Here is a 22,486-nt window from a genome sequence, read left to right on the forward strand (position 1 = left end):
TCAGCGGTGAGGGAGGGATTCGAACCCTCGGTACAGTTTCCCGTACGTCAGTTTAGCAAACTGATCCTTTCGGCCTCTCAGGCACCTCACCTTTCAAATATAAACCCCTCGTTTGGGGACTGCAAATATAGGAAATCAGTTAAACTGTCAAAACTTTTTTGAGAATTTTCAATAATCAATTCGAACGTGATAAATACTCATCAGCATACGCTTGAATATCGTTTTAATGGTTTCTATATCTTTTAAAGTGATGTCACTGTCTTTCAGCTGGTTCTGATTTAGCTTATAGTTTACAATGCGGTCCACTAAATCGTTGATAGATTTTGCGTCGGGTTCACGCAGGGCCCGTGATGCGGCTTCAACAGAGTCGGCCAGCATTAAAACACCGGTTTCTTTAGAAAATGGAATGGGTCCGGGATAGCGGAAAGTATTTTCGTCTACAAATTTTTCAGGAAAATTTTTTAAAAACGACTGGTAAAAATAATCGACCCGGGTGTTGCCGTGATGTGTGCGAATAAAATTGATAATAGTTTCTGGCAGATTTGCTTTGCGGGCCATATCAATACCATTGCGTACATGTCGGATGATAATTTGAGCACTCTCTTCATAGGAAAGCTTATCATGCGGGTTAAAGCCCGAGCTTTGGTTCTCGATAAAGTAAAGCGGATTTTCCATTTTACCTATGTCATGATACAGAGCCCCTGCCCTAACCAACAAAGCGTTACCGCCAATGCTGTAAATAGCATTCTCAGCCAAATTTGCCACCTGCAAAGAGTGCTGAAACGTACCTGGTGCCTTGAAGGCCATTTCGCGCAGCAAAGCGGCGTTGGTATTGGTTAATTCAATCAACGTTAAATCAGAAGTAATACGGAATACCTTTTCAAACGCATAAATGAGCGGATAGGCAAGCAATGTAAGCATCACACTTACCACAAATGGTAAAAACTCGGCCCATTCAATGCTGTAAATATTACCTTCGCGTATAAGCGAAATTCCTACAAAGGCCAAAAAATAATTCAGGGTAATAATCAAAGCAGATGTCAAAAACTGACCGCGGCGCAACAGGTTTTTGATGCTGTAGATGGATACCATACCTGCCGTGATTTCATAATAGGCAAATTCGAAACTATTAGGTACAAAGAAACCGGCAATAAGTACGACCAGCAAGTGAATGTTCAATGCTAGGCGTGTGTCAAACAATATGCGGATGATGATAGGCACAATACAATAGGGTATATAGTACAAGTTTGGTATCTGCACATATATAGCCCAAGATAGTGTGGCCAACATGGCCGTGATAACCAGCAGTATTAAACCCACCAAACGATTATCCTGATAGATATCCTTACGAAAAAGTTGCAAGAAGATAATGAGCAAGCCCACTGCAACCGATACCAAGATAAATTGACCTAATAGTATCAAAAGACGATTACCATTAACTTGGGCATTGTCTTCAAACGATTGTTTATACGATTGCAGTTTTTGGTATATCTCCTCATTAATTACAGCTCCTTTGGTTACAATCACCTCTCCTTTTTGAACTATGCCCCGGGTGGTTGACAAGCCACTTACCACATCCTTTTCTAAACGTTGCGTAAGCTTGTCATCATAGTTTAAATTATTCTGCAAACGGTTTTGCAGCAAATCGAGCATAAAGGCTTTGTTTAGCTGCGGATATTTGCTTAATTCGGCACTACAGTAATTTAAAGCTTTTTCTTTGGTATATAATCCAGTGGTATTTTTTTCAACAGCTGTATTATGGCTGGCAATGGTAATACTGTAGTTTTCGCCCTGGCGCAAATATTTTTGATTGAGTGTTAACAGGCCGGTTTGGTAAACATGAGTTAGTAAGGCCTCCCCTACTTTCAAATGAATGGCTTTAAGTTTATCATTAATGCCCGCATTGGGCCATTTAATGTTAAAATCGTTCTTGAAACCTTCGATTTGCTGCTGCTGTATATTTTCATCGAGTTGATATATAGGAAAAACACTTTTTAATGCTTCTTCCTGATCTGCCTCTAACTGTTGCGCATTTTTTTGAATGGCAAAATTATAAGGTGCTACCAGATCCTTTTGTGTCCAGATGCGCCCTTTTTCAAATTCATACCTAAACTTCGTTTGCCGGGGCAGGCATGCTACTATCAACAAAACGCTGAATAATATCATTAAAAACTTAACCCCTGCAGCGTATTTACGTAATAAAGCCCGTTGGCGCGAAACCGAAAATTTTGCCATGAATGTGTTTAAACTATCAAATATAGCCCGATGTCAAAAGTAAATGTAAATTGTTTAACATTACATAGGCAATGTGAGGCATTTTATTACGTTTTTAAGCCATACACTTCAACAACCTTCTTTATCTTAATCAGTTATTAAATTTGCTATAACAATTCAAAGGCTGTCATACTTATAGTAATGGCCAACTTATATATCAGCATGAAAAAAATTTTATTAATTTTTCTAGTATGTTTTGGTTTAGCTAAACTTTTACGAGCACAAAACCGGCTAGCCGTAACTCCGGATAAAGGTATAAAAGCCTATGAAGACAGCTTGATTAAATTGAGCAAACAAATTATAAATAACGAAAATGATGTCGAGCGTAAAAATGCTAACTATGGCTTTATTCGTACTTTAGTCAGCGCTTTAAAAACCAACAATTCCTTTGCTTACAATTTCGATTCATTAAAAACTGTCAGCATCCTCAAATCGCCTGATAACAAGTTTCGAATTTTTAGTTGGTTTGTGATGAATGAAGATGGTAGCTACCGTTTTTATGGCGCTTTACAAATGAATACACCAACGCTCACCCTGCACCCACTGGAAGATTACTCGCCATTGCTGAAAAATCCTGAAGATTCTGTGGTTGACAATCATAAATGGTACGGTGCCGAGTACTACAAAATTATTCCGGTAAGCGGTAACACTCCCTATTACCTGCTGCTAGGCTGGAAAGGTAACACTGTAAAATCTACTAAAAAAGTAATAGAAGTTCTGTCTTTCAAAAATGGTAAGCCTACGTTTGGTATGCCAGTGCTGCAAAGCAAAACCAAAACCCGCCAACGGGCTGTGTTTGAATATAACCGGCAAGCCTCTATGCTGCTGCGCTTTGTACCCGAACAAAATTTAATTGTATTTGACCACCTGGCCCCTCCAGATGATCGAATGAAAATGCAGCCGGACATGTACGGCCCCGACTTGACTTACGACGGATACAAGTTATTGAATGGAAAATGGCAACTGAAAGAAAACCTTGATATGCGCAATATACCTTCGCCACAGGATGTAGATATTGAAGATCCTAAAAAGCAGGCACTACGAGACCGCGCTAGTGTGCCGTTACGCAAAAGTCAGTAACTACTATACTTTTGCACGCAAAATACACACACCACCCACCTTTTGTTTGGAATAATAGTATTTTAGAAAAATTTTTTAATTCATAATATGGTTCAAGATACATTAACTGTAAAAGAAGAGCACGCAGAACCCAAATATCCAAAAAGTATTCCTTATATTATTGGAAACGAAGCTGCTGAACGGTTTAGCTTTTATGGCATGCGGTCTATTCTTGCTACCTTTTTGGTTGCACAATTTTTTAATCCAACTTTAAACCCGGCCTTACAAACTGTTGCCGAAGCAAAAGCTAATGAGAGCACCCACTTTTTTGTGTCGCTGGCTTATGCTTTACCCTTTGTAGGTGCTATTGCTGCCGACTGGTTTTTTGGCAAATACAAGGTGATCCTATACGTATCTATTGTATACTGCCTGGGCCACTTATGCTTAGCCTTATTTGACACCAATTTGGAAGGATTTAGGTATGGCCTGATTTTGATTGCTATAGGTGCAGGCGGTATAAAATCGTGCGTGTCGGCCAATGTAGGCGATCAGTTCGATAAAAGCAACCAGCGCCTGTTATCAAAAGTGTACGGATGGTTTTATTTTAGTATTAATGCCGGTTCAGTGCTCTCTACATTAGCCATTCCAGCTATTTATAAAGCATATGGTGCGCAATGGGCTTTTGGCATTCCGGGTATATTAATGGCTTTGGCTACAATCATTTTCTTTTCTGGTCGTAAACAGTACGTGAAAATTCCGCCCTCGGGTATAAACCGGAACAATTTCTTATTTATATCTTGGTATGCTTTGATGAACTTGGGTAAGAAACAAAAAGGTGAATCATGGCTCGACGTAGCTAAAACCCAATTTGATCCTGAAAAAGTTGAAGGTATGAAAGCCGTATACCGTGTAATGGCTGTATTTGCGTTTGCGCCTATATTCTGGGCAATGTGGGATCAAAGCTTATCAGAATGGGTATTACAAGCTACTAAGCTAAACTTAAATATGTTTGGATACAATGTATTACCTGAGCAGGTTCAAACCGCTAATCCAGTATTCTTACTATCATTTATTCCTATCTTCAACTACGGAATTTATCCATTTTTAGATAAGATAGGTATTAAAACTACTCCATTACGCCGGTTAGGTACTGGTTTATTTTTAACAGGCTTATCCTTTGTAATTATTGCGCTATTACAAAGTCAAATAGAAGCAGGTCAGCATCCATCTGTTTGGTGGCAAATATTAGCCTATATGGTATTGTCTGCTGGTGAAGTATTGGTTTCTATTACAGGGTTGGAATATGCTTATACACAAGCACCAAAATCAATGAAAAGTACTATGTCGGCACTGTGGTTGCTTACTGTAGCTGCCGGCAATCTATTTGATGTTGCTGTAAATAACAGTATAGCCAATAAAGGCTTCTTCTCACAATTTGAAGGCGCTAATTACTATTGGTTTTTTGTTGGATTAATTGCTGTGTTTCTAGTAGTATTTATTTTTGTTTCACCTCGTATTAAAGAGAGAAGTTATATTGTAGACGATGCAGAAGAAGGTCAGATTATAGCCGACACCAACAATTTGTAACAAACATTTTAACTTATTTTAACAAAGCAGGATAGGCACAACCTATCCTGCTTTTGCGTTTTTAAAGGTGAATTGCTTACTTTTGTCGTCTTGCATTTTATGCAGCTCATAAAAGTTTACTCCGGTGCCAGATAGCATTGTCATTATCCCTACTTACAACGAAAAAGAAAATATTGAGCGTATGGTGCGCAAAGTATTCTCTTTGCCTCATGATTTTCATATTCTGATTATTGACGATGGATCACCAGACGGCACTGCAGCTATTGTAAAAAGTTTGCAAATAGAGTTTCCGGAACGCTTATTTATTGAAGAACGTAAAGGAAAACTGGGTTTAGGAACTGCCTACATTCATGGCTTTAAATGGTCTATACAGCACAAGTACGACTTTATATTTGAAATGGATGCCGACTTTTCGCACAACCCAAGTGATTTACTTAAACTGCGCCAGGCCTGTGCCGAAGGCGCTGATATGGCTATAGGCTCGCGTTATGTGAAAGGTGTAAACGTGGTAAACTGGCCCATGAGCCGTGTATTAATGAGCTATTATGCTTCGGTATACGTTCGTTTTATTACCGGCATTGATGTACACGATGCCACCGCAGGTTTTGTGTGCTATAAGCGCCGCGTACTGGAAACTATCCGCCTTAACAAAATCAAATTTGTGGGCTATGCTTTTCAAATTGAAATGAAGTATACTACCATTAAGCATGGCTTCAAAGTAGTAGAAATACCTATCATTTTTACAGACCGCACCGAGGGCACTTCTAAAATGTCGACCGGTATTTTTCGGGAGGCTTTTTTTGGGGTGATACAAATGAAGATCAACAGTATTTTCAGAAAGTATCCTGAAGGGGATTAAGCTAAGATAGCTATACAGTTATTTGCTAAAGAAATGATGTAAACATCCTCCTACAGTCATTATAAAAAGCATTGCTGGAATACTAAAACCTATCCAAATCAGCATTGAATCGTAGCAATTTACTAATGGCTTACGCCGTTTTTTTTCGGACATCTTTTGGAACCATGAGCATATACTAAAAATTACATTTGCCGTCAGAAACCAAATTAAGTGCTCTACAAAAAGGGTTGCAAAAATATATAACGGTGTATTAAAGTCATCGTCGTCAGGTTGATTAATTACAGAAAACATTACTGTTTCAACCAAAACAGCAACACAACAAAATACAATCAAGCGTCTGTTAAGTTCAAACCGGCTTTGCGCCCAAGAAAATCGGCTTTTAACTTTTTGTTTTGAAAAACCTTCGTTCATTTACAGCTAAAATAAACAAAAAAGTCGCCTGCGCATGGCACAGACGACTCATAGTTACTATTGGTTAGTTTGCTCTTAAAATTAGTACTCAAATGCAGCTAAAGCATCTTTAGTTTCCAACACAGAATGTCCCATTAAAAACTGGTCTACCTTACGCGCAGTTTCGCGACCCTCAGATATAGCCCATACCACCAGTGATTGCCCTCTGCGTGCATCGCCACAGGCAAACACCTTGCTTACATTAGTGCGGTAAACGCCTTCTTGCGCATGGATGTTATTACGTTGGTCAACCACAACATTTAACTGCTCTAGTAAGCCATTATACTGCGGATGTGCAAAACCAATGGCTAATAAGGCCAACTCGCAAGGCATTTCACGTTCAGAGTCTTCTACTTCAATAAACTTGGTACGGCGGCCCATTTCATCCAGTTCCCAGCTGATGTCGGTTACTTTTAATGCCCGCAGGTTGCCTTGTTCATCGCCCAAGAAAGCTTTAGTGCTGATACCCCAAATCCGCTCACATCCTTCTTCATGCGAGCTGCTGTTTTGCATAATAATAGGATAGCTTGGCCAAGGCATATTAGTGGTACGCTGTGCAGGTGGTTGAGCCATTAAACCAAATTGTTTAACTGATGCAGCCCCCTGGCGGTTAGCAGTACCTATACAATCGGAACCAGTATCGCCGCTACCAATTACAATTACATTTTTACCGGTAGCTACCAGTTCGGCAGTGTTGATAGTTGTATTGCTATTGCGTTTGTTTTGTTGGGTTAGGTAATCCATGGCAAAATGAACGCCGTTTAGTTCGCGCCCTTCAATAGGCAAATCGCGCGGAACGGTTGATCCGGTTGCTAATATTACGGCGTCAAAGTTACGTACTAAATCATCAGCAGCAATATCTTTTCCAATCTCGGTATTGCAAACAAACGTCACATCACTTTCTTCCAGCAATTTGATGCGACGGTCTATCACCCATTTTTCCAGCTTAAAATCTGGAATACCGTAACGCAATAAGCCACCGGGTTGATCGTCACGCTCATATACGGTAACCATATGGCCTGCTTTGCTTAACTGTGCTGCCGCCGCTAAACCTGCCGGACCTGAACCTACTACGGCTATCTTTTTACCGGTTTTAATTAACGGTGTATATGGCTTAACCAGGTTTTTCTCGAAAGCGATTTCGATGATATGCTTTTCTATTTCTTCAATAACAACCGCCGGCTTGTTAATGCTCAACACACAGGCCGATTCACAAGGGGCAGGGCAAATTCTGCCCGTAAACTCCGGAAAGTTATTGGTGGATGATAATATTTCGTAGGCCAGCAACCAGTTTTTTTGATATACCGCTTCGTTAAACTCGGGTATGATGTTGCCCAGCGGACAACCCGAATGGCAAAACGGGATACCACAGTTCATGCAGCGAGATGATTGCTGGTTTAGCTTTTCATCGCTATATAAACTTACAAACTCGTTGTAATTTTTCACCCGTTCTGCAGGTGCCTTTTTACCTGGAAGCTCTCTGCCGAACTCCTGAAATCCATGAGGGTTTCCCATATTATATATTAGTGGCTAACGGTTTGATACTTATTTTGCTGTAAAACTCTTTTATATTCTTTAGGGAATACTTTAACAAATTGGGTAGCTGCCTGCGGCCAGTTAGCCAGCAGATTTTGTGCTACCTTACTTTGAGTAAGGTTGTAGTGCTTTTTCAATAAAGCAACTATATGCTCCTCATCCTCTGTAGATAGTGGATCCAAATCAACCATTTCGGTATTGCAGTTTGAAGCGAAGGTTTTACTTGGATCGTAAACCCAGGCAATACCACCGCTCATACCAGCGGCAAAGTTGCGGCCTGTTTTACCCAAAATAAGGGCACGCCCGCCGGTCATATACTCGCATCCATGGTCACCTATACCTTCTACCACAGCGGTTGCGCCAGAGTTACGTACTGCAAAGCGTTCGCCTGCCATACCGCGCACAAAAAGCTCACCTGATGTAGCGCCGTACATAGCCACGTTACCGATGATAATATTATCCTCAGATTTAAAGGTTGCCACAGCGGCCGGATAAATGGCCAGTTGCGCACCCGACAAGCCTTTACCTACATAATCGTTGGCTTCGCCTTCCAGTTCAAAGGCAATGCCTTTGGCGGCAAAAGCACCAAAACTTTGGCCGGCAGATCCTTTAAATTTAAAGTTAATGGTGTTATCAGGCAAACCGGCTGAACCATACTTTTTAGATATTTCGTTCGACAGCAATGTACCTACAGTACGGTCGATATTTTTTAATTCAAATGATGCGAACACCGGTGTACGGTCTTCCAATGCTGGCTGAGCAGCTTCTAACAGCTTCCAATCGATGATATTGTCCATACCATGATCTTGCTTTTCGCTGTTATACAGCGTAGCACCTTTAGCGTTAGTTACCGGGTGCAATATGCCAGACAGGTCTACCTTTTTGGCTTTCCAGCTTTTGATATTATCACGAACACGCAGAAATTGAACGCGGCCCACCATTTCATTAACGGTACGGAAGCCCAGCTCGGCCATAATTTCACGCATATCTTCGGCCAGGAAGCGGAACAGATTTACAATATGTTCCGGCTCGCCGCTAAACAGCTTACGCAGTTCAGGATCTTGTGTAGCCACCCCTACCGGACAGGTATTCAAATGGCACTTGCGCATCATGATACAGCCACCGGCCACCAGTGCGGCAGTAGCTACACCCCATTCCTCGGCGCCCATTAAGGCAGCCACTACCAGGTCGCGACCAGTTTTCATCTGACCATCAGCCTGTAAGATTACACGGCTGCGCAGTTTATTACGTACCAGTGTTTGGTGCGCTTCGGCTAAACCTAATTCCCAAGGCAAACCAGCATGTTTTATAGAGCTGATTGGCGATGCACCGGTACCACCATCATAACCAGCAATTAATATTACGTCGGCATGTGCTTTGGCTACACCGGCAGCAATAGTACCCACACCGGCTTTTGAAACCAGCTTAACATTGATACGGGCCGCACGATTAGCATTCTTTAAATCAAAAATCAGCTGCGCTAAATCCTCGATGGAATAAATATCGTGGTGTGGTGGCGGCGAGATTAGACCTACACCTGGTGTCGAGTGACGTGTTTTGGCAATCCACTCGTCTACCTTATGGCCAGGCAATTGTCCACCCTCACCGGGCTTAGCGCCCTGGGCCATCTTAATCTGTAGCTCATCAGCATTGGTCAGGTAATTAATGGTCACCCCAAAGCGCGCCGAGGCAATTTGTTTAATGGCCGACCGCATAGAATCGCCGTTTGGCAATTTCTCGTAACGCATTTCATCCTCGCCACCTTCACCGGTATTACTTTTACCGCCTATGCGGTTCATGGCAATGGCCAACGTACTATGAGCTTCGTGCGAAATAGAACCGAACGACATGGCACCGGTAGCAAAACGCTTCATGATGCTTTCTACGGGCTCAACCTCACTTATAGATATAGCTTCACGGTGGTGTGTAAAATCCAATAAGCCACGGATGGTGAAGTGTTTTTCCATTTGCTCGTTTATTAAACGGGCATAAGTTTTATAAACCTCGTAATCGTTGGTACGGGTAGCGTGTTGCAACAGGTGCACCGTTTGCGGATTAAACAAATGCTGTTCACCACGTCGCTTCCACTGATATATACCACCATCGGGTAATAAACGCACCTCGTTGTTTGAACTGCCGAAACCAATTTTGTGCTTGGTTAAAGCTTCACGGGCCAGTTCATCCAACCCTAAACCACCTATGCGGGTTACCGCGCCGGTGAAATAGCGGTTAACTACTTCTTGATTAATACCCAATATTTCAAATACCTGCGAACCATGATATGACTGCAGGGTAGAAATACCCATCTTAGAAAAAATCTTCAACAAGCCATCACAAACTGCCTTAACGTAGTTTTTGAGCAACTTTTTGTTATCCAACTCGGTTTCCAGGCTGCCGTCATTTTTAACAGTTTCAATAGTTGACAACGCCAGGTAAGGGTTGATAGCCGTTGCGCCAAAAGCCAGCAAACAGGCAAAATGATGAACTTCCCAAACGTCGCCAGCTTCTACCACCAAGCCTACCGAACCACGGCACCCTTTTTTAATCAGGTGGTGATGCACTGCCGATACCGCCAGCAGCGATGGAATAGGTGTATGCTCGGAATCCAACGCACGATCGGACAAAATCAACACTTCAAAACCATCGTCCACGGCATCTTCAGCATAACGGCATAAACGGGCTATACCTTTTTCTAGTGAACCTGGCTGACCATCGGCTTTAAAATAAGTTTGCAGCGTTTTGGCATGGAACAAGCCAGTGTCAATACTACGTAGCCGTTCTAACTGATGACTTTTTAATATTGGATGCTTAAGCATTACACCGTGGCAATGCATTTTATCCTCATCCAACAGGTTACCGTTGTTACCAATGAAAGTAGCTAAGCTCATCACCAAACGTTCGCGGATAGGATCGATAGGTGGATTGGTAACCTGTGCAAAGAATTGTTTAAAATAGCTGGATATGTGCTGAGGCTTATCAGATAAGATAGCCAACGGCACATCTGTCCCCATTGAGCCTATCGGCTCTTTTCCATCAAGGGCCATTGGCTTGATGATGGTATCGATATCCTCGCGGGTATAACCAAACACCTGCTGGTAACGAAATACCGAATCGGGTGTAAGGCTGGCAAAGGCTAAACGCGGTTCGGCCAGTTCCCCTAACTGAATTTTATAATTTTCGAGCCAGCGGCCGTATGGTTGACGACTGGCTATCTGCATTTTAATTTCTTCGTCGGTAATAATCTTGCCTTGAACTGTATCAATCAAAAGCATTTTACCCGGCTGTAAACGGCCTTTGGTAATAACAGTGCTTTCATCAATGGTTAACACACCAGCTTCTGAGGCGGCAATTACACGACCATCATTGGTAACGGCATAACGCAACGGGCGCAAACCATTACGGTCAAGCAAGGCGCCTACCAGCTTACCATCGGTAAAGGTAATGGCGGCCGGACCATCCCATGGTTCCATTAACGACGCATGATACTCATAAAATGCTCTCTTGATAGGATCCATCTGCTCGTTACCATCCCATGCCTCCGGAATCAGCATCATCATTACATGCGGTAATGAACGGCCTGAATGCAGCAGAATTTCGACAATATTGTCCAAACAAGCAGAATCAGACTGGTTATTATCAATTACCGGTAACAGCATCTCCATCTCTTCGCTGGTGAAGTATGATGATGCCAGTGATTTAACACCAGAGTAGAACCAGTTTAAGTTACCTGTAAGGGTATTGATTTCACCGTTGTGGGCAATCAGCCTGAAAGGCTGCGCCAGTTTCCATGATGGGAACGTATTGGTAGAAAAACGCGAGTGAATCATGGCAAAGCCGGATGCAATGCGCAAATCAGACAAATCTGTATAATATTTGCGCAATTGGTAGGTGGTTACCTGACCTTTGTACACAATGGTTTTACACGAAAATGATGTGAAGTAAAAAAACTCGCCGGCGTTAGGCACCGTTTCGTTCACCGTTTTATTGATGTAACGGCGCAACACATACAGCTTGCGTTCAAAATCTTCGGTGTTGTTAATATTGGATGGGCGCAGCACAAATACTTGTTCCACATCTGGCTCGGCGGTGCGGGCAGTTTCACCAATTACCGATGCATCAACCGGTACTTTACGAAAGCCAAGCAGCGTTAAACCCAACTTTTCAATAGCGTTGGTCACAATAGTGCGGCAAGCTTTCTTCAAAGTCCCATCTTTTGGAAAGAATAACATACCTACGCCATACTCGCCTGGCATAGGTAAGCTTACTTCCAAATTATTAGAGCATTCTTCCATCAAAAACTCATGTGGTAATTGAATAAGAATACCTGCACCATCTCCCGACTCGGGGTCGCAACCGCAAGCGCCACGGTGCTCCATGTTTTCCAACATGGTTAGTGCATCATCAATAATTTGGTTTGACTTGTGTCCGTCAATATTAGCAATAAACCCGGTTCCGCAAGAATCGTGTTCAAATTCCGGCCTGTAAAGGCCTTGCTGGTTGCATTCAGTTTGATCCATGTGTGTAAACAGATAACTAGCACCAAAGGTGTAATTACGAATATACTGAATTTGATAAATACATAAAATAGTTGTTAAACTTTTTACGGATTTACAAAATATTAATATTAAATAAACGTGAATTTTATGATTTTCACAATAAAACAACCGTTCCTATGACTAAAATCTCTATGAAAAGCACAAAATGAATTATCTGGCGCTTTCCGTACCTTTGTACACTCAAATACTTTACAACTCAACATGACAAAGAACAAAGCCGTTTTTTTAGACCGCGACGGCGTATTAAATAAAGAATTAGGTGACTATGTATGCCGCATAGAGGATTTTACCGTACTGGAGCATAATTTTGAACCCTTGAAAGAACTTCAAGACAGAGGCTACCTATTAATAGTGGCCACTAACCAAGGTGGTTTAGCTAAAGGATGGTACACGGAAGAGCAACTAGCAAGCATGCATCAGCACTTAAAAGATTTATATGCCCAGCATGGTGTTACTTTTACCGATATATATTACTGCCCACACCACCCCAACTTTACCGGCGAATGCGACTGCCGTAAACCCAAGCCAGGCTTATTATTAAGAGGGATAGAACAATACAATATTGATCCGGCGCAGTCTTACTTTATTGGCGACCGCGAGCGCGACGTTGAGGCAGGCGAAGCTGCCGGTGTAACCGGTATTTTAATTAACAGCGACCAACCCATTAGTGAAATACTTCATTTAATTAAGTAGTTGATCATGGAGATGGCCGGGGGCTGCATTTAAGATATATTTTGCAGCTACTAATAAATCTTCACAAGTAAACTCCGGTTCGCGAAACTCGTTATCCTTTATCCATTCTGTTTCGCCACCGTTATCTATTAATATGGTCCGGCAACCTGCACGGTTGCCGGCTTCCACATCATGTAAAATATCGCCTATCATCCAGGATTGTTTCAAGTCTATTTGATGTTCTTGGGCAGCCTGCAAAAGCATACCCGGCATAGGCTTCCTGAAGTTACAGCTTACGTTATAAGGCTCAACAGTCCCTTCGGGGTGATTAGGGCAATAATAAAATCCATCTAACTGAAGCTGATGCTGAGCAAATAGCTCCTGCAACCGCTGCTCAACAGCCGGTAATTCAACCTCGGTAAAATACCCTTTGGCAACGCCCGACTGGTTAGTAACCATAATAAGCATATACCCTTGGGCATGTAACAACTGCAAACCTTCAATTGCACCAGGTTTAAGCGTTATTAAATTGGGGTTTACATTATAAGGAACGTCATCGATCACGGTGCCGTCTTTATCTAAAAAGATAGCCTTATTCATATCATTCAATTCAGGCTGCTTTCTGTTTAGCTTTAAGAATTTGCTGCTGCAAACCGGCCTTTTCGTCAACGCCTAACATTTTAGTATACAGTTGCCCTATCTTGTCGGCAACGTGCGCCCAAGTAAAATAGTTATTTACCCGTTTAATAGCGTTTGCGCCCATTTGCGTTAGCAATGCTGGCTGACCAACCAGTTCTTCAATTTTTTCGGCTAGTTGCTGAGGCTGTTCTGGCGCCACTAAGCTACCGGTTTCACCATCTACAACGGTATATTTTATACCACCAACATTTGAGCCGATAACCGGTGTGCCACAGGCCATCGCTTCCAGCGGGGTAATACCAAACGGCTCATACCAAGGGGTGCTGATAAAAATATCTGCTGCAGCATAATAAAACTTTAATTGCTCACGGGTTTTACGGCCTGTAAACTGAACGGATGCTTCAACACCAAGTTCAGCAGCTATTTGCTGCAAACGGCCAATCTCCGGACACAGAACAGGATCGGGCTCGTCACAATCGCCCCCAACTACTAAAAGCAAAACCGACTGTTTATCTTTTAGCTTGCTTAACGAACGGATCACATTATCAACTCCTTTGCGTGGCACCATACGGCCCAATTGTAAAATAATGTGCTTATCTGTATTGATTTTTAATATCCGCCGTGCGGTAGCTTTCTCAATCGGATAAAACTCCTGGTCGCTAAAACCACATGGAACAATCGTTATTTTATATGAAGGTGCTTTATAATAGTTAATCAAATCGTCTCTATCCTGAGGGCACTCTGCAATAATATAGTCAGCTTGTTGAACCACATTCTCCTCTATTTGCAAGCGCTCGGCCGGAAACTTGTCGCTATCGCCCTGATGTATGCGTCGTACATGGCCCAGTGCGTGGAAAGTGATTACAAAGGGTAATCCTAAAATGCTTTTCAGGTTGGCAGCTACCAAACCCGACATAAAGAAGTTAGCATGGCATAAATCGTACGAAATATTTTCGGCATGCATAAAATTGAGCATACTTTGGGTAAACTCAGGCATAAAGTCGAGAATCTCTTCTTTAGGAATAATACTTACCGGGCCAGCTTTGACATGTATAACCCGAACACCGGGCTGCCAGTTAACCACCTGTGGCATGGCTTCGTTTTCCCAACGGGTAAACACATCAACCGCATAACCTTTTTTTGCCAAAAATTGAGCTACCTGGGCTACATACACGTTTTGGCCGCCGGTGTCCACCCCGCCTAACATGGCCAAAGGCGAAGCGTGCTCACTTATAAACGCAATTTTTGGCTGACTTGACTTCATATTTTTCACGGATAGATATAGTATAAGTGATATGGTATGGTTAAGGATTAGGCTATGTATATGGGGCTGGTGTTTTGCGCTGTTACTTTGTTAAACAGCTGCTCCCAGTCGCGTGTAAATCTTTCAATACTAAAACGGGTTTGTGCCAGTTCTCGTCCTCCGGCACCAATACGGCGGGCAAGGTCGGCATCTTCAATCAACAAATTCATTTTATCAATCAAATAATTAACATCGGTATGAATAAAGCCCGAGTGCTCATTATCTATTACGGCTGAAAGTTCGGTGGTAGCCAAACCCACTACTGGTATACCTTGCATTAAAGCCTCGCAAACGGCTAAACCTAAGCTGGTATAACGGATGGGGTTGAAGAAGAAACGGTATTTAGATACAAACTCTGGCAATTGCGGATGCAATACTTCGCCTAACCCCAAATCACCGGTACCCATGCCTACCAAGTCAAGCGGCACATGCTCGCGCACTTTCATAAAGATATCCAATCCTAGTAAACGACCACGGGTAGGCAAATTATTGATAACAACAATACCACGTGGCTTTTCGCCGGTATAAGGCGCATTAGGATTTATCACACCATGTTCTATAACGGTAGCAGGTGTTTCGCCGCAATCCCACATCAACTTATTAAAATGCGTAACGTGCACCAGTGTAACATCTTTGTCGTTTACCGCGTGCTTGGTATCCGTAGGATGTTGCCTTGGCGGATCATGCTCTATATATACCTTAGGCAATGCTTGTTGTTCAGCAGATAAAATTTCATACTGATCGTATAGGTAATTTTGATTGGTTTGATAAACAATTACATCAAATTCATGATTCTTTACCTCCTCAGCTGGCACTTCGATTACATTTGGCCCAAACGGAAAAGTTTCGCCCCTACCGTAGTAACCTTCCGTTTTTTCGGGTTTGGTAGGTATATAAACGTCATAGTTACCCTGTGATAGATAAAATAAATAGCTGCCGTGAATGTGCCACGTAAAAATTTTTAGTCGCGATTGTGCCATAAGTAATGTAGTGTTCTGGCACACATCAACAATTATAACACCAAAGCCGTTTTATACTTGTCAGAAGCGCTTCTGCCAGTTTTTCAGAAGCGATCCTTAGTACATACTTGTCCAATATAATGTACTAAAGCATTTAATTGATTTGTAACAGTTTTGTTAGCTCATTAAACTTTATCAACATATGTAAGTTTAAGATGTGAATAACTTACTGATACTATGAAAAAATTTAAATTTTTAGTGATAGGCTTTTTAGCAGCGCTATCATTGTACAGTGCTGAAACCAATGCAGCGCCTGTTACTAAGTTAGAACCTCAACAACGTGTTATTGTCAGAACTGGCCCCCGTCATCCTGTGCGCCGCCGGGTAGTACGCCGCCGTTATGTGCGTCGTAATTATGGCCGCCCGGGTTATTATGCCCGTCCAGGTTTTCGCCGTGGCCCGGCAGTAAGGCATTACAACCACAGAGCCTACCGTCACCACCGTGTTTACCGCAGATATTAGTATAATATTGTGTATACAAGAAAGGCGTTGCATTGGCAGCGCCTTTCTTGTATACTAGTAACATGCCGAAGCAAATTTCAATATTTTTTAGAACTTGCTACAAAATTATTTAGCCAACTCAATAAACTACATCATCACAAACGGAACAATGTTAAATAGCACAATAACATTTACTTGTTTCATGCTGATGCTATGCCATGAACTCTCATCAAATGACCACAAGAAAGATATGAAGAAAAGCACTCCTATTAATAAAGTCAGTTCCTGAAAATAACCCGGATTATACTCGGCTACAATTATATCGTATATATTTTGATGTTTAAGTAAAGCTCTGGTTTACAGCTTTAACCGCATCTTTAATATAGTTATTATTCAGCTTTTCAGCTTAAATATCAAAGCTTTTGATTTGTTAAAAATTGTTTCAAAAAAAAATTAAAAAAGTATTATAAATTATTTTGATTAAATAGATTTTTATACGTTAATTGCGCTATCAAGCGAGAACGCTTGACGTGTAATATTTAAATTGATGAACATTTTTGTAGGAAGCCTTCCTTATCGCTTGCAGGAAGCAGATTTAAAAGAACTCTTTGAAGCATACGGAGAGGTAAACTCAGTGAAATTAATTATTGACCGTGAAACCGGCAGAAGCAAAGGTTTTGGTTTTGTTGAAATGCCAGACGACGAAGCAGCACAAAAAGCCATTTCAGGCTTAAATGGTGTTGAAGTAAGCGGCAGAAGCATTGCTGTAAGCCAAGCTGAAGACAGAAAGCCTAGCGGCGGTGGCGGCAGAAGCGGTGGCTTCGGCGGCGGCGGCAACCGTGGTGGCGGTGGTTTTGGTGGCGGCAACCGCGGCGGCGGTGGCGGTGGTTACCAAAGAGACAACAACAGAGGTGGTGGCCGTTGGAACTAATAACGGTTTAACATAAATCTTTTTTCAAAACGCCGGATATAATATATCCGGCGTTTTGCTTTTATATGAATTTGCAATTCATTCTATGGTTTTTCACCAATAGACTTGGATACTCATCCTTCATCTGCTAATTGAACACAGTGTTTGCAACACTAAGTTTAAATCAACTATTCTCCTTTAATCATCAACACTACCAAAAGATCAGGCACTGCTCATCATCATTTTTTTTCATGCACTAACATTATCCCTTTACTACTAATCCCAAGTTTAAAAACTGAAGTTGTAAGATTTTTACCTTTTCAATTAAACTTTCAAAAAGAAGCGTTGTCATACCCATACAACAACGATGCAGATGCATCCTAAAACTTAAAACGAACTACTATGAAACGTATATCTTTTTTAGCAGTATTATTAGTTTCTTTATTTTCACTTAATTCAGCCAAAGCACAAGTTGGTTTGCATGTTGGCTTAAACGTAGGTTCTCCGGCTTATTATGAACCTGCCCCTCCTCCGGTTTACTATGCACCAGAGCGTGTTGTAGTTGTACATCATCGCCCTGCTTATTATGGCCGCCCGGTTATTGTACGCCGCGGATATTATGAACCCCGCCATGTGGTAGTGGTAGATCGTGGTTATTATAGAGGACACGGCCGAGGCCACGCTTACGGCCATCGTATGTACCGCAGATGGTAATTGTTATATAAATGTGTTGTACTAGCCCTTTAGCGAAAGTTGAAGGGCTTTTTTATTTAACATTCTTTTCATTATTCTGTAACAAACAATCGGCCCGAGCATCTAACCAATAAAGCAGGCACTAAACCTGTAATGATATATGCCAAATTCGGTTCTTCTCTTTTATAACGATACACATAGTATTATTAGATCTAAACTACTGGATCTGCTATTAGTGTAAAACCTGATATTGGCTGTAACCATTAATTATTGCTACTTTTTGAATTTTTTTCCAAACGAACTATTTAGTTTCAACAAATCAATTTATATTAGAATACAAAAACTTTAATCACAAACATTAATGGTAACTATAAGAAAAACCATGTTGGCTTGTGCTTTATCGGCAGCTTTGGCCTTTCCGGTAAGTGCGCAAAAAAAGGCTACTGCAGCCAAAGCAACCCCTGCTCCAGTAAAAATCACTATGGTTGAAGGTATCACCGAATACCGTTTAGGTAACGGAATGCGCGTATTGCTTTTTCCAGACCAAACAAAGCAAACGGCAACTGTAAATATTACTTACCTAGTAGGCTCAAAATTTGAAAATTATGGCGAAACCGGTATGGCTCACTTACTGGAACACATGGTATTTAAAGGCACGCCTAAACACCGCAACATTCCGCAAGAGTTGAGTGCACATGGTGCCAACCCTAACGGTACTACCTGGTTAGATCGTACCAATTATTTTGAAACCTTTGCTGCAACCGACGAGAACCTAACCTGGGCGCTTGACCTGGAGGCCGACCGTATGGTTAATTCATTTATTGCAAAAACCGAGCTAGATAAAGAGTTTAGCGTGGTACGTAATGAAATGGAATCGGGCGAAAATAGTCCGCAGCGCGTGCTGAATGAGCGTATACAATCTACCATGTTCTTGTGGCACAATTACGGCAAATCGACCATTGGTAACCGTGCCGATGTGGAGAATGTGCCTATTGACCGCCTGCAAGCATTTTACCGCAAGTATTATCAGCCCGATAATGCGGTGCTAACAGTAGCGGGTAAATTTGATCCGGCCAAAACGCTTACTTTAATTAATCAAAAATTTGGTACTATCCCCCGCCCTGCTCGTGTACTGCCGGCTGTCTATACAGTTGAGCCCACTCAGGATGGTGAACGCACCGTTACTTTACGCCGCGTGGGCGATGTACAAGTAGCAGAAACCGGCTATCACGTACCATCCGGCCCGCATCCTGATACCCAACCGTTAAATGTTTTAATTGGTTTATTAACCGATCAGCCGTCAGGCCGTTTGTATAAAAAACTAATTGAAGCTAAAAAGGCGACCAGTGTGTTTGGCTACGATTATGAAACAGCAGATCCAGGTATGGCATTTTTTGGCATAGAAGTACCTAAAGATAAAAACCTTGACGAAGCCAAAGACATATTGGTTAACACCGTTGAAAGTTTTAGCACCGAAAAACCAACTGCGCAAGAAGTTGAACGAATCCGGAACAAGCAGCTGAAAAATATCGAACTGCAGCTAAACTCATCTGAAGATGTAGGCTTAAGCCTGAGCGAATATATAGCGCAAGGAGATTGGAGATTGTTATTTTACCAGCGCGACCAGCTAAAAAATGTAACGCCGGGCGATGTGGTACGCGTTGCTGATAAATATTTTAAGCCATCTAACCGTACACTAGGTGTTTTTATTCCGACCGAAAAACCAGACCGTGCCGAGGTACCTAAAACACCCGATCTGGCAGCTATGCTAAAAGGCTACACCGGTTCGCAAACCATTGCGCAGGGCGAAGCATTTGACGCTAGTGCAGCCAATATTCAAAAACGTTTGGTAACCGCACAAACTGGTGGTGTTAAAATGAATTTGTTAACTAAGCAAACCCGAGGTGAAGCTGTAGTGGCTTCGATGGCATTCCGCTTTGGCAGCATTCAATCCTTGCAAAACAAAGGCACTGTTGCTGGCTTAACAGCTGCTATGCTCAACAAAGGCACCAAAAACAAAACCCGCCAGCAAATACAGGATGAGCTTGACCGCCTGAAAGCCCGTGTAGGTTTTGGCGGCGCAGCCAATACTTTAAATGTTAATATTGAAACTACTAAAGCCAATTTCCCGGCCGTATTAAAGTTAGTAGATGAAATTTTGAAGGAAGCCACCTTCCCTGGAGATGAACTGGATAAATTAAAACAACAACGCATTGCCGGTTTAGAGCAGCAACGCAGTGAACCCACCAACATTGCTGTACTCGAATTACAGCGTTACCTTAATCCTTATGCCAAAACTGACCCACGATATCAGGGCACTATTGATGAATCAATAGAAATGACCAAGGCTGTAAGCGAAGGTGATGTAAAAAGCTACTATAAAGATTTTTACGGCGCTTCTAACGCTACCATAACTGTAGTAGGTGACTTTGATGCCAATCAGGTAAAATCATTACTTACCGAAGAATATGGCAGCTGGAAAAGCCCACAACCATTTGTTCGTCCGGAAAACGTAGTGAAGGATGTTACCCCTTTAAATAAAAATATCGAAACCCCTGATAAAGCTAATGCATTCTTTTTTGCCATCCAGCCAATTAAGCTAAGCATGAAAGATCCTGATTATCCGGCGCTGGTAATGGCCGACTATATAATTGGTGGCGGCTTCCTGAATTCGCGCTTAGCTACACGCATTCGTCAAAAAGAAGGTATCAGCTATGGTGTTGGTTCTGGCTTGAATGCCGGCTACTTTGATCAGAATAGTGGCCAAGCTGTGTACTATGCTATTTATGCACCTGAAAATGCGCCCCGTTTGGAAACCGCTTTTAAAGAAGAGATAAATAAAGCAGTTAACGAAGGCTTCACAGAGCAAGAAGTTGCAGAGGCCAAAAAGGGATTTTTGCAATCACGCCAGGTAGAGTTAGCTCAAGACAATGTATTGGCCGGTACGCTAAACACGTATACTTACTATGGCGAGCCAATTGCATTCTGGCAAAAAATGAATGACGCTGTTGCTAAATTAACGCCGCAGCAAATTAATGCCGCCATTAAAAAATACTATGATGTTAACAAAATAAATATCATCAAGGCAGGCGATTTTAACAAAAAGAAAACTGCCGAAAGCAAGTAATCACTTACTGCCTATAGCACAAACCCCATACCGTAAGGCTATGGGGTTTTGTATTTTTAAGGCTTGTATATGCTGTTACTCGATTTGAATGCTTGGCATAAACAATTGGCAATATGAGAATTAATTAGTTAAATTTGATAAAACCGATTGTATATGAATCCATTACATCTCTTCTCCCGCCGCAAGTTTATCCGCACAATATCAACCGTTGCCGGTGCTTTAGCATGGGGACCTTCAATATCGGCACTAGCAGCTTGCTCACAAAAGCCGGGTAATAAGTTGGGAATTGCTTTAGTGGGCTTGGGTGGATATAGCAAAGGGCAACTTGCCCCTGCCCTGCAGCAAACCGAACATTGCTACCTGGCAGGCTTGGTAAGCGGTTCGCCCCAAAAAGCAAAAGATTGGGCTAAACAATACAACGTTCCCGAAAAAAACATCTACAACTATCAGAACTTTGATGAGATTAAAAACAACCCGGATATAGATATTGTGTATGTGGTACTCCCGGTTGCCATGCATAAAGAATACACTATAAGGGCAGCACAGGCCAGCAAGCATGTAATTTGCGAAAAGCCTATGGCACTTAATGCACACGATTGCCAGGAGATGATAGACGCTTGTAAAAAAGCTAACAAAATGCTTTCTATAGGCTACCGTCTGCATTTCGATCCCCGCCATCAGGAAGTGATGCGTTTAGGACAAAAAGAGGAGTTAGGCAAACTTACTGCCTTTGAGGCGGCCAATGGTTTTACCTGGGGTAATAATACCACCTGGCGGTTAAAAAAAGCATTAGCTGGCGGCGGCAGCTTAATGGACATGGGCGTTTATACGATACAAGCAGCACGTTACACCTTCGGCAAAGAACCTATAGCAGTAACAGCCCGTCAGGAAAAAACCCGTCCGGCTATTTTCAGTGAAGTAGATGAAACGGTATATTTTGATTTGGAGTTTCCGGGCGGTGTAATCGCTCACTGCAAAAGTAGCTATAATAACAACTGGAGTAGCATGAAAGCTACGGCAGAGCGTGGCACTTTTGAATTAGCGCCCGCCTATGGTTACGACGGCCTGCAGGGCAAAGTAAATCAAAAGCCTATGCCCTTTCCGCCCATCAACCAGCAGGCTGCTCAAATGGACGACTTTGCCCAATGCGTAGCTTTAAACAAACTTACACGTGTAGCCGGCGACGAAGGATTTAAAGACATGAAAGTAATTGACGCTATATACCGAAGTTTAGATAATAACGGAAGAAGAGAAACAATATAATTTCACACAAATAACCAGAAAAATACCCATTTTACAACTCGATTGATTCTAAGTTTAAACAATCTTTTATTTTTAGGGTATTTAACCGGCTTTCACAA

Annotated in this window: 16 protein-coding genes and 1 tRNA gene; 9 read left to right on the forward strand and 8 right to left on the reverse strand. The window is 42.1% G+C overall.

The genetic code is table 11. The annotated features are described in order from the left end of the window. Positions 1-4 precede the first annotated feature (4 nt). Positions 5-91, reverse strand: a tRNA-Ser gene (locus GPM24_RS00005). 77 nt (positions 92-168) lie between these two features. Then, positions 169-2,235: an HD family phosphohydrolase gene (locus GPM24_RS00010; protein ID WP_158824700.1), complete on the reverse strand. Its 2,067-nt coding sequence runs from the start codon at positions 2,233-2,235 to the stop codon at positions 169-171. Positions 2,236-2,436: 201 nt separating this feature from the next. Between GPM24_RS00010 and GPM24_RS00015 the strand changes: the two genes are divergently transcribed. From GPM24_RS00015 to GPM24_RS00025, 3 genes are all read left to right on the forward strand, one after another. Next, a complete protein-coding gene (locus GPM24_RS00015) occupies positions 2,437-3,354 on the forward strand; it encodes a hypothetical protein (protein WP_158824701.1) in 918 nt (305 codons plus the stop codon). Positions 3,355-3,441: 87 nt separating this feature from the next. Beyond that, positions 3,442-4,920 carry a POT family MFS transporter gene (locus GPM24_RS00020; protein WP_158824702.1) on the forward strand — a complete coding sequence of 493 codons (1,479 nt, stop codon included), beginning with the start codon at positions 3,442-3,444 and terminating at the stop codon, positions 4,918-4,920. 124 nt (positions 4,921-5,044) lie between these two features. Beyond that, positions 5,045-5,779 carry a polyprenol monophosphomannose synthase gene (locus GPM24_RS00025; RefSeq protein WP_158824703.1) on the forward strand — a complete coding sequence of 245 codons (735 nt, stop codon included), beginning with the start codon at positions 5,045-5,047 and terminating at the stop codon, positions 5,777-5,779. Positions 5,780-5,797: 18 nt separating this feature from the next. On the opposite strand, the gene GPM24_RS00030 is transcribed toward GPM24_RS00025, so the two are convergent. The 3 genes from GPM24_RS00030 to gltB all read right to left on the reverse strand — a co-directional run bounded on the left by GPM24_RS00030 (position 5,798) and on the right by gltB (position 12,282). Next, on the reverse strand, positions 5,798-6,190 hold the full coding sequence (locus GPM24_RS00030) for a hypothetical protein (RefSeq protein ID WP_158824704.1): 393 nt from the start codon (positions 6,188-6,190) through the stop codon (positions 5,798-5,800). Positions 6,191-6,271: 81 nt separating this feature from the next. Further along, positions 6,272-7,744, reverse strand: coding sequence for a glutamate synthase subunit beta (locus tag GPM24_RS00035; RefSeq protein ID WP_158824705.1), 1,473 nt, complete (start codon positions 7,742-7,744; stop codon positions 6,272-6,274). A gap of 8 nt (positions 7,745-7,752) precedes the next feature. Further along, positions 7,753-12,282 carry a glutamate synthase large subunit gene (gene gltB, locus GPM24_RS00040; protein ID WP_158824706.1) on the reverse strand — a complete coding sequence of 1,510 codons (4,530 nt, stop codon included), beginning with the start codon at positions 12,280-12,282 and terminating at the stop codon, positions 7,753-7,755. Positions 12,283-12,522: 240 nt separating this feature from the next. On the opposite strand from gltB, the gene GPM24_RS00045 reads away from it, so the two are divergent. Continuing rightward, the gene (locus tag GPM24_RS00045; protein WP_158824707.1) at positions 12,523-13,014 is read left to right on the forward strand and encodes a D-glycero-alpha-D-manno-heptose-1,7-bisphosphate 7-phosphatase; all 492 of its coding nucleotides are present in this window, start codon (positions 12,523-12,525) and stop codon (positions 13,012-13,014) included. Here GPM24_RS00045 and GPM24_RS00050 read toward each other — a convergent pair. From GPM24_RS00050 to GPM24_RS00060, 3 genes are read right to left on the reverse strand one after another with little or no spacing between them, the layout of a single operon-like run. Continuing rightward, a complete protein-coding gene (locus GPM24_RS00050; RefSeq protein WP_158824708.1) occupies positions 13,003-13,593 on the reverse strand; it encodes a D-glycero-alpha-D-manno-heptose-1,7-bisphosphate 7-phosphatase in 591 nt (196 codons plus the stop codon). The two genes, GPM24_RS00045 and GPM24_RS00050, sit on opposite strands and share 12 nt — an antisense overlap. Positions 13,594-13,603: 10 nt before the next feature. Continuing rightward, complete coding sequence (locus GPM24_RS00055; protein WP_158824709.1) at positions 13,604-14,896, reverse strand: glycosyltransferase family 4 protein; 1,293 nt, start codon at positions 14,894-14,896, stop codon at positions 13,604-13,606. Positions 14,897-14,943: 47 nt separating this feature from the next. After that, positions 14,944-15,915: a glycosyltransferase family 4 protein gene (locus GPM24_RS00060; protein ID WP_158824710.1), complete on the reverse strand. Its 972-nt coding sequence runs from the start codon at positions 15,913-15,915 to the stop codon at positions 14,944-14,946. 216 nt (positions 15,916-16,131) lie between these two features. On the opposite strand from GPM24_RS00060, the gene GPM24_RS00065 reads away from it, so the two are divergent. The 5 genes from GPM24_RS00065 (at position 16,132) to GPM24_RS00085 (ending at position 22,388) form a co-directional block, all read left to right on the forward strand. Further along, on the forward strand, positions 16,132-16,416 hold the full coding sequence (locus tag GPM24_RS00065) for a hypothetical protein (protein ID WP_158824711.1): 285 nt from the start codon (positions 16,132-16,134) through the stop codon (positions 16,414-16,416). A 526-nt stretch (positions 16,417-16,942) separates the two neighbouring features. Further along, entirely contained in the window at positions 16,943-17,326 is a 384-nt protein-coding gene (rbp, locus tag GPM24_RS00070) for an RNA-binding regulator (protein WP_158824712.1), read from the forward strand. Positions 17,327-17,707: 381 nt separating this feature from the next. After that, the gene (locus GPM24_RS00075; RefSeq protein ID WP_158824713.1) at positions 17,708-18,019 is read left to right on the forward strand and encodes a hypothetical protein; all 312 of its coding nucleotides are present in this window, start codon (positions 17,708-17,710) and stop codon (positions 18,017-18,019) included. Positions 18,020-18,359: 340 nt separating this feature from the next. Further along, positions 18,360-21,125 carry a M16 family metallopeptidase gene (locus GPM24_RS00080; RefSeq protein ID WP_199269670.1) on the forward strand — a complete coding sequence of 922 codons (2,766 nt, stop codon included), beginning with the start codon at positions 18,360-18,362 and terminating at the stop codon, positions 21,123-21,125. 153 nt (positions 21,126-21,278) lie between these two features. Beyond that, positions 21,279-22,388 (forward strand): Gfo/Idh/MocA family protein, encoded by a 1,110-nt coding sequence (locus GPM24_RS00085; protein ID WP_158824714.1) that lies wholly within the window; start codon positions 21,279-21,281, stop codon positions 22,386-22,388. Positions 22,389-22,486 lie beyond the last annotated feature (98 nt).

Source organism: Mucilaginibacter lacusdianchii, assembly GCF_009770985.1.
Classification (GTDB): domain Bacteria; phylum Bacteroidota; class Bacteroidia; order Sphingobacteriales; family Sphingobacteriaceae; genus Mucilaginibacter; species Mucilaginibacter lacusdianchii.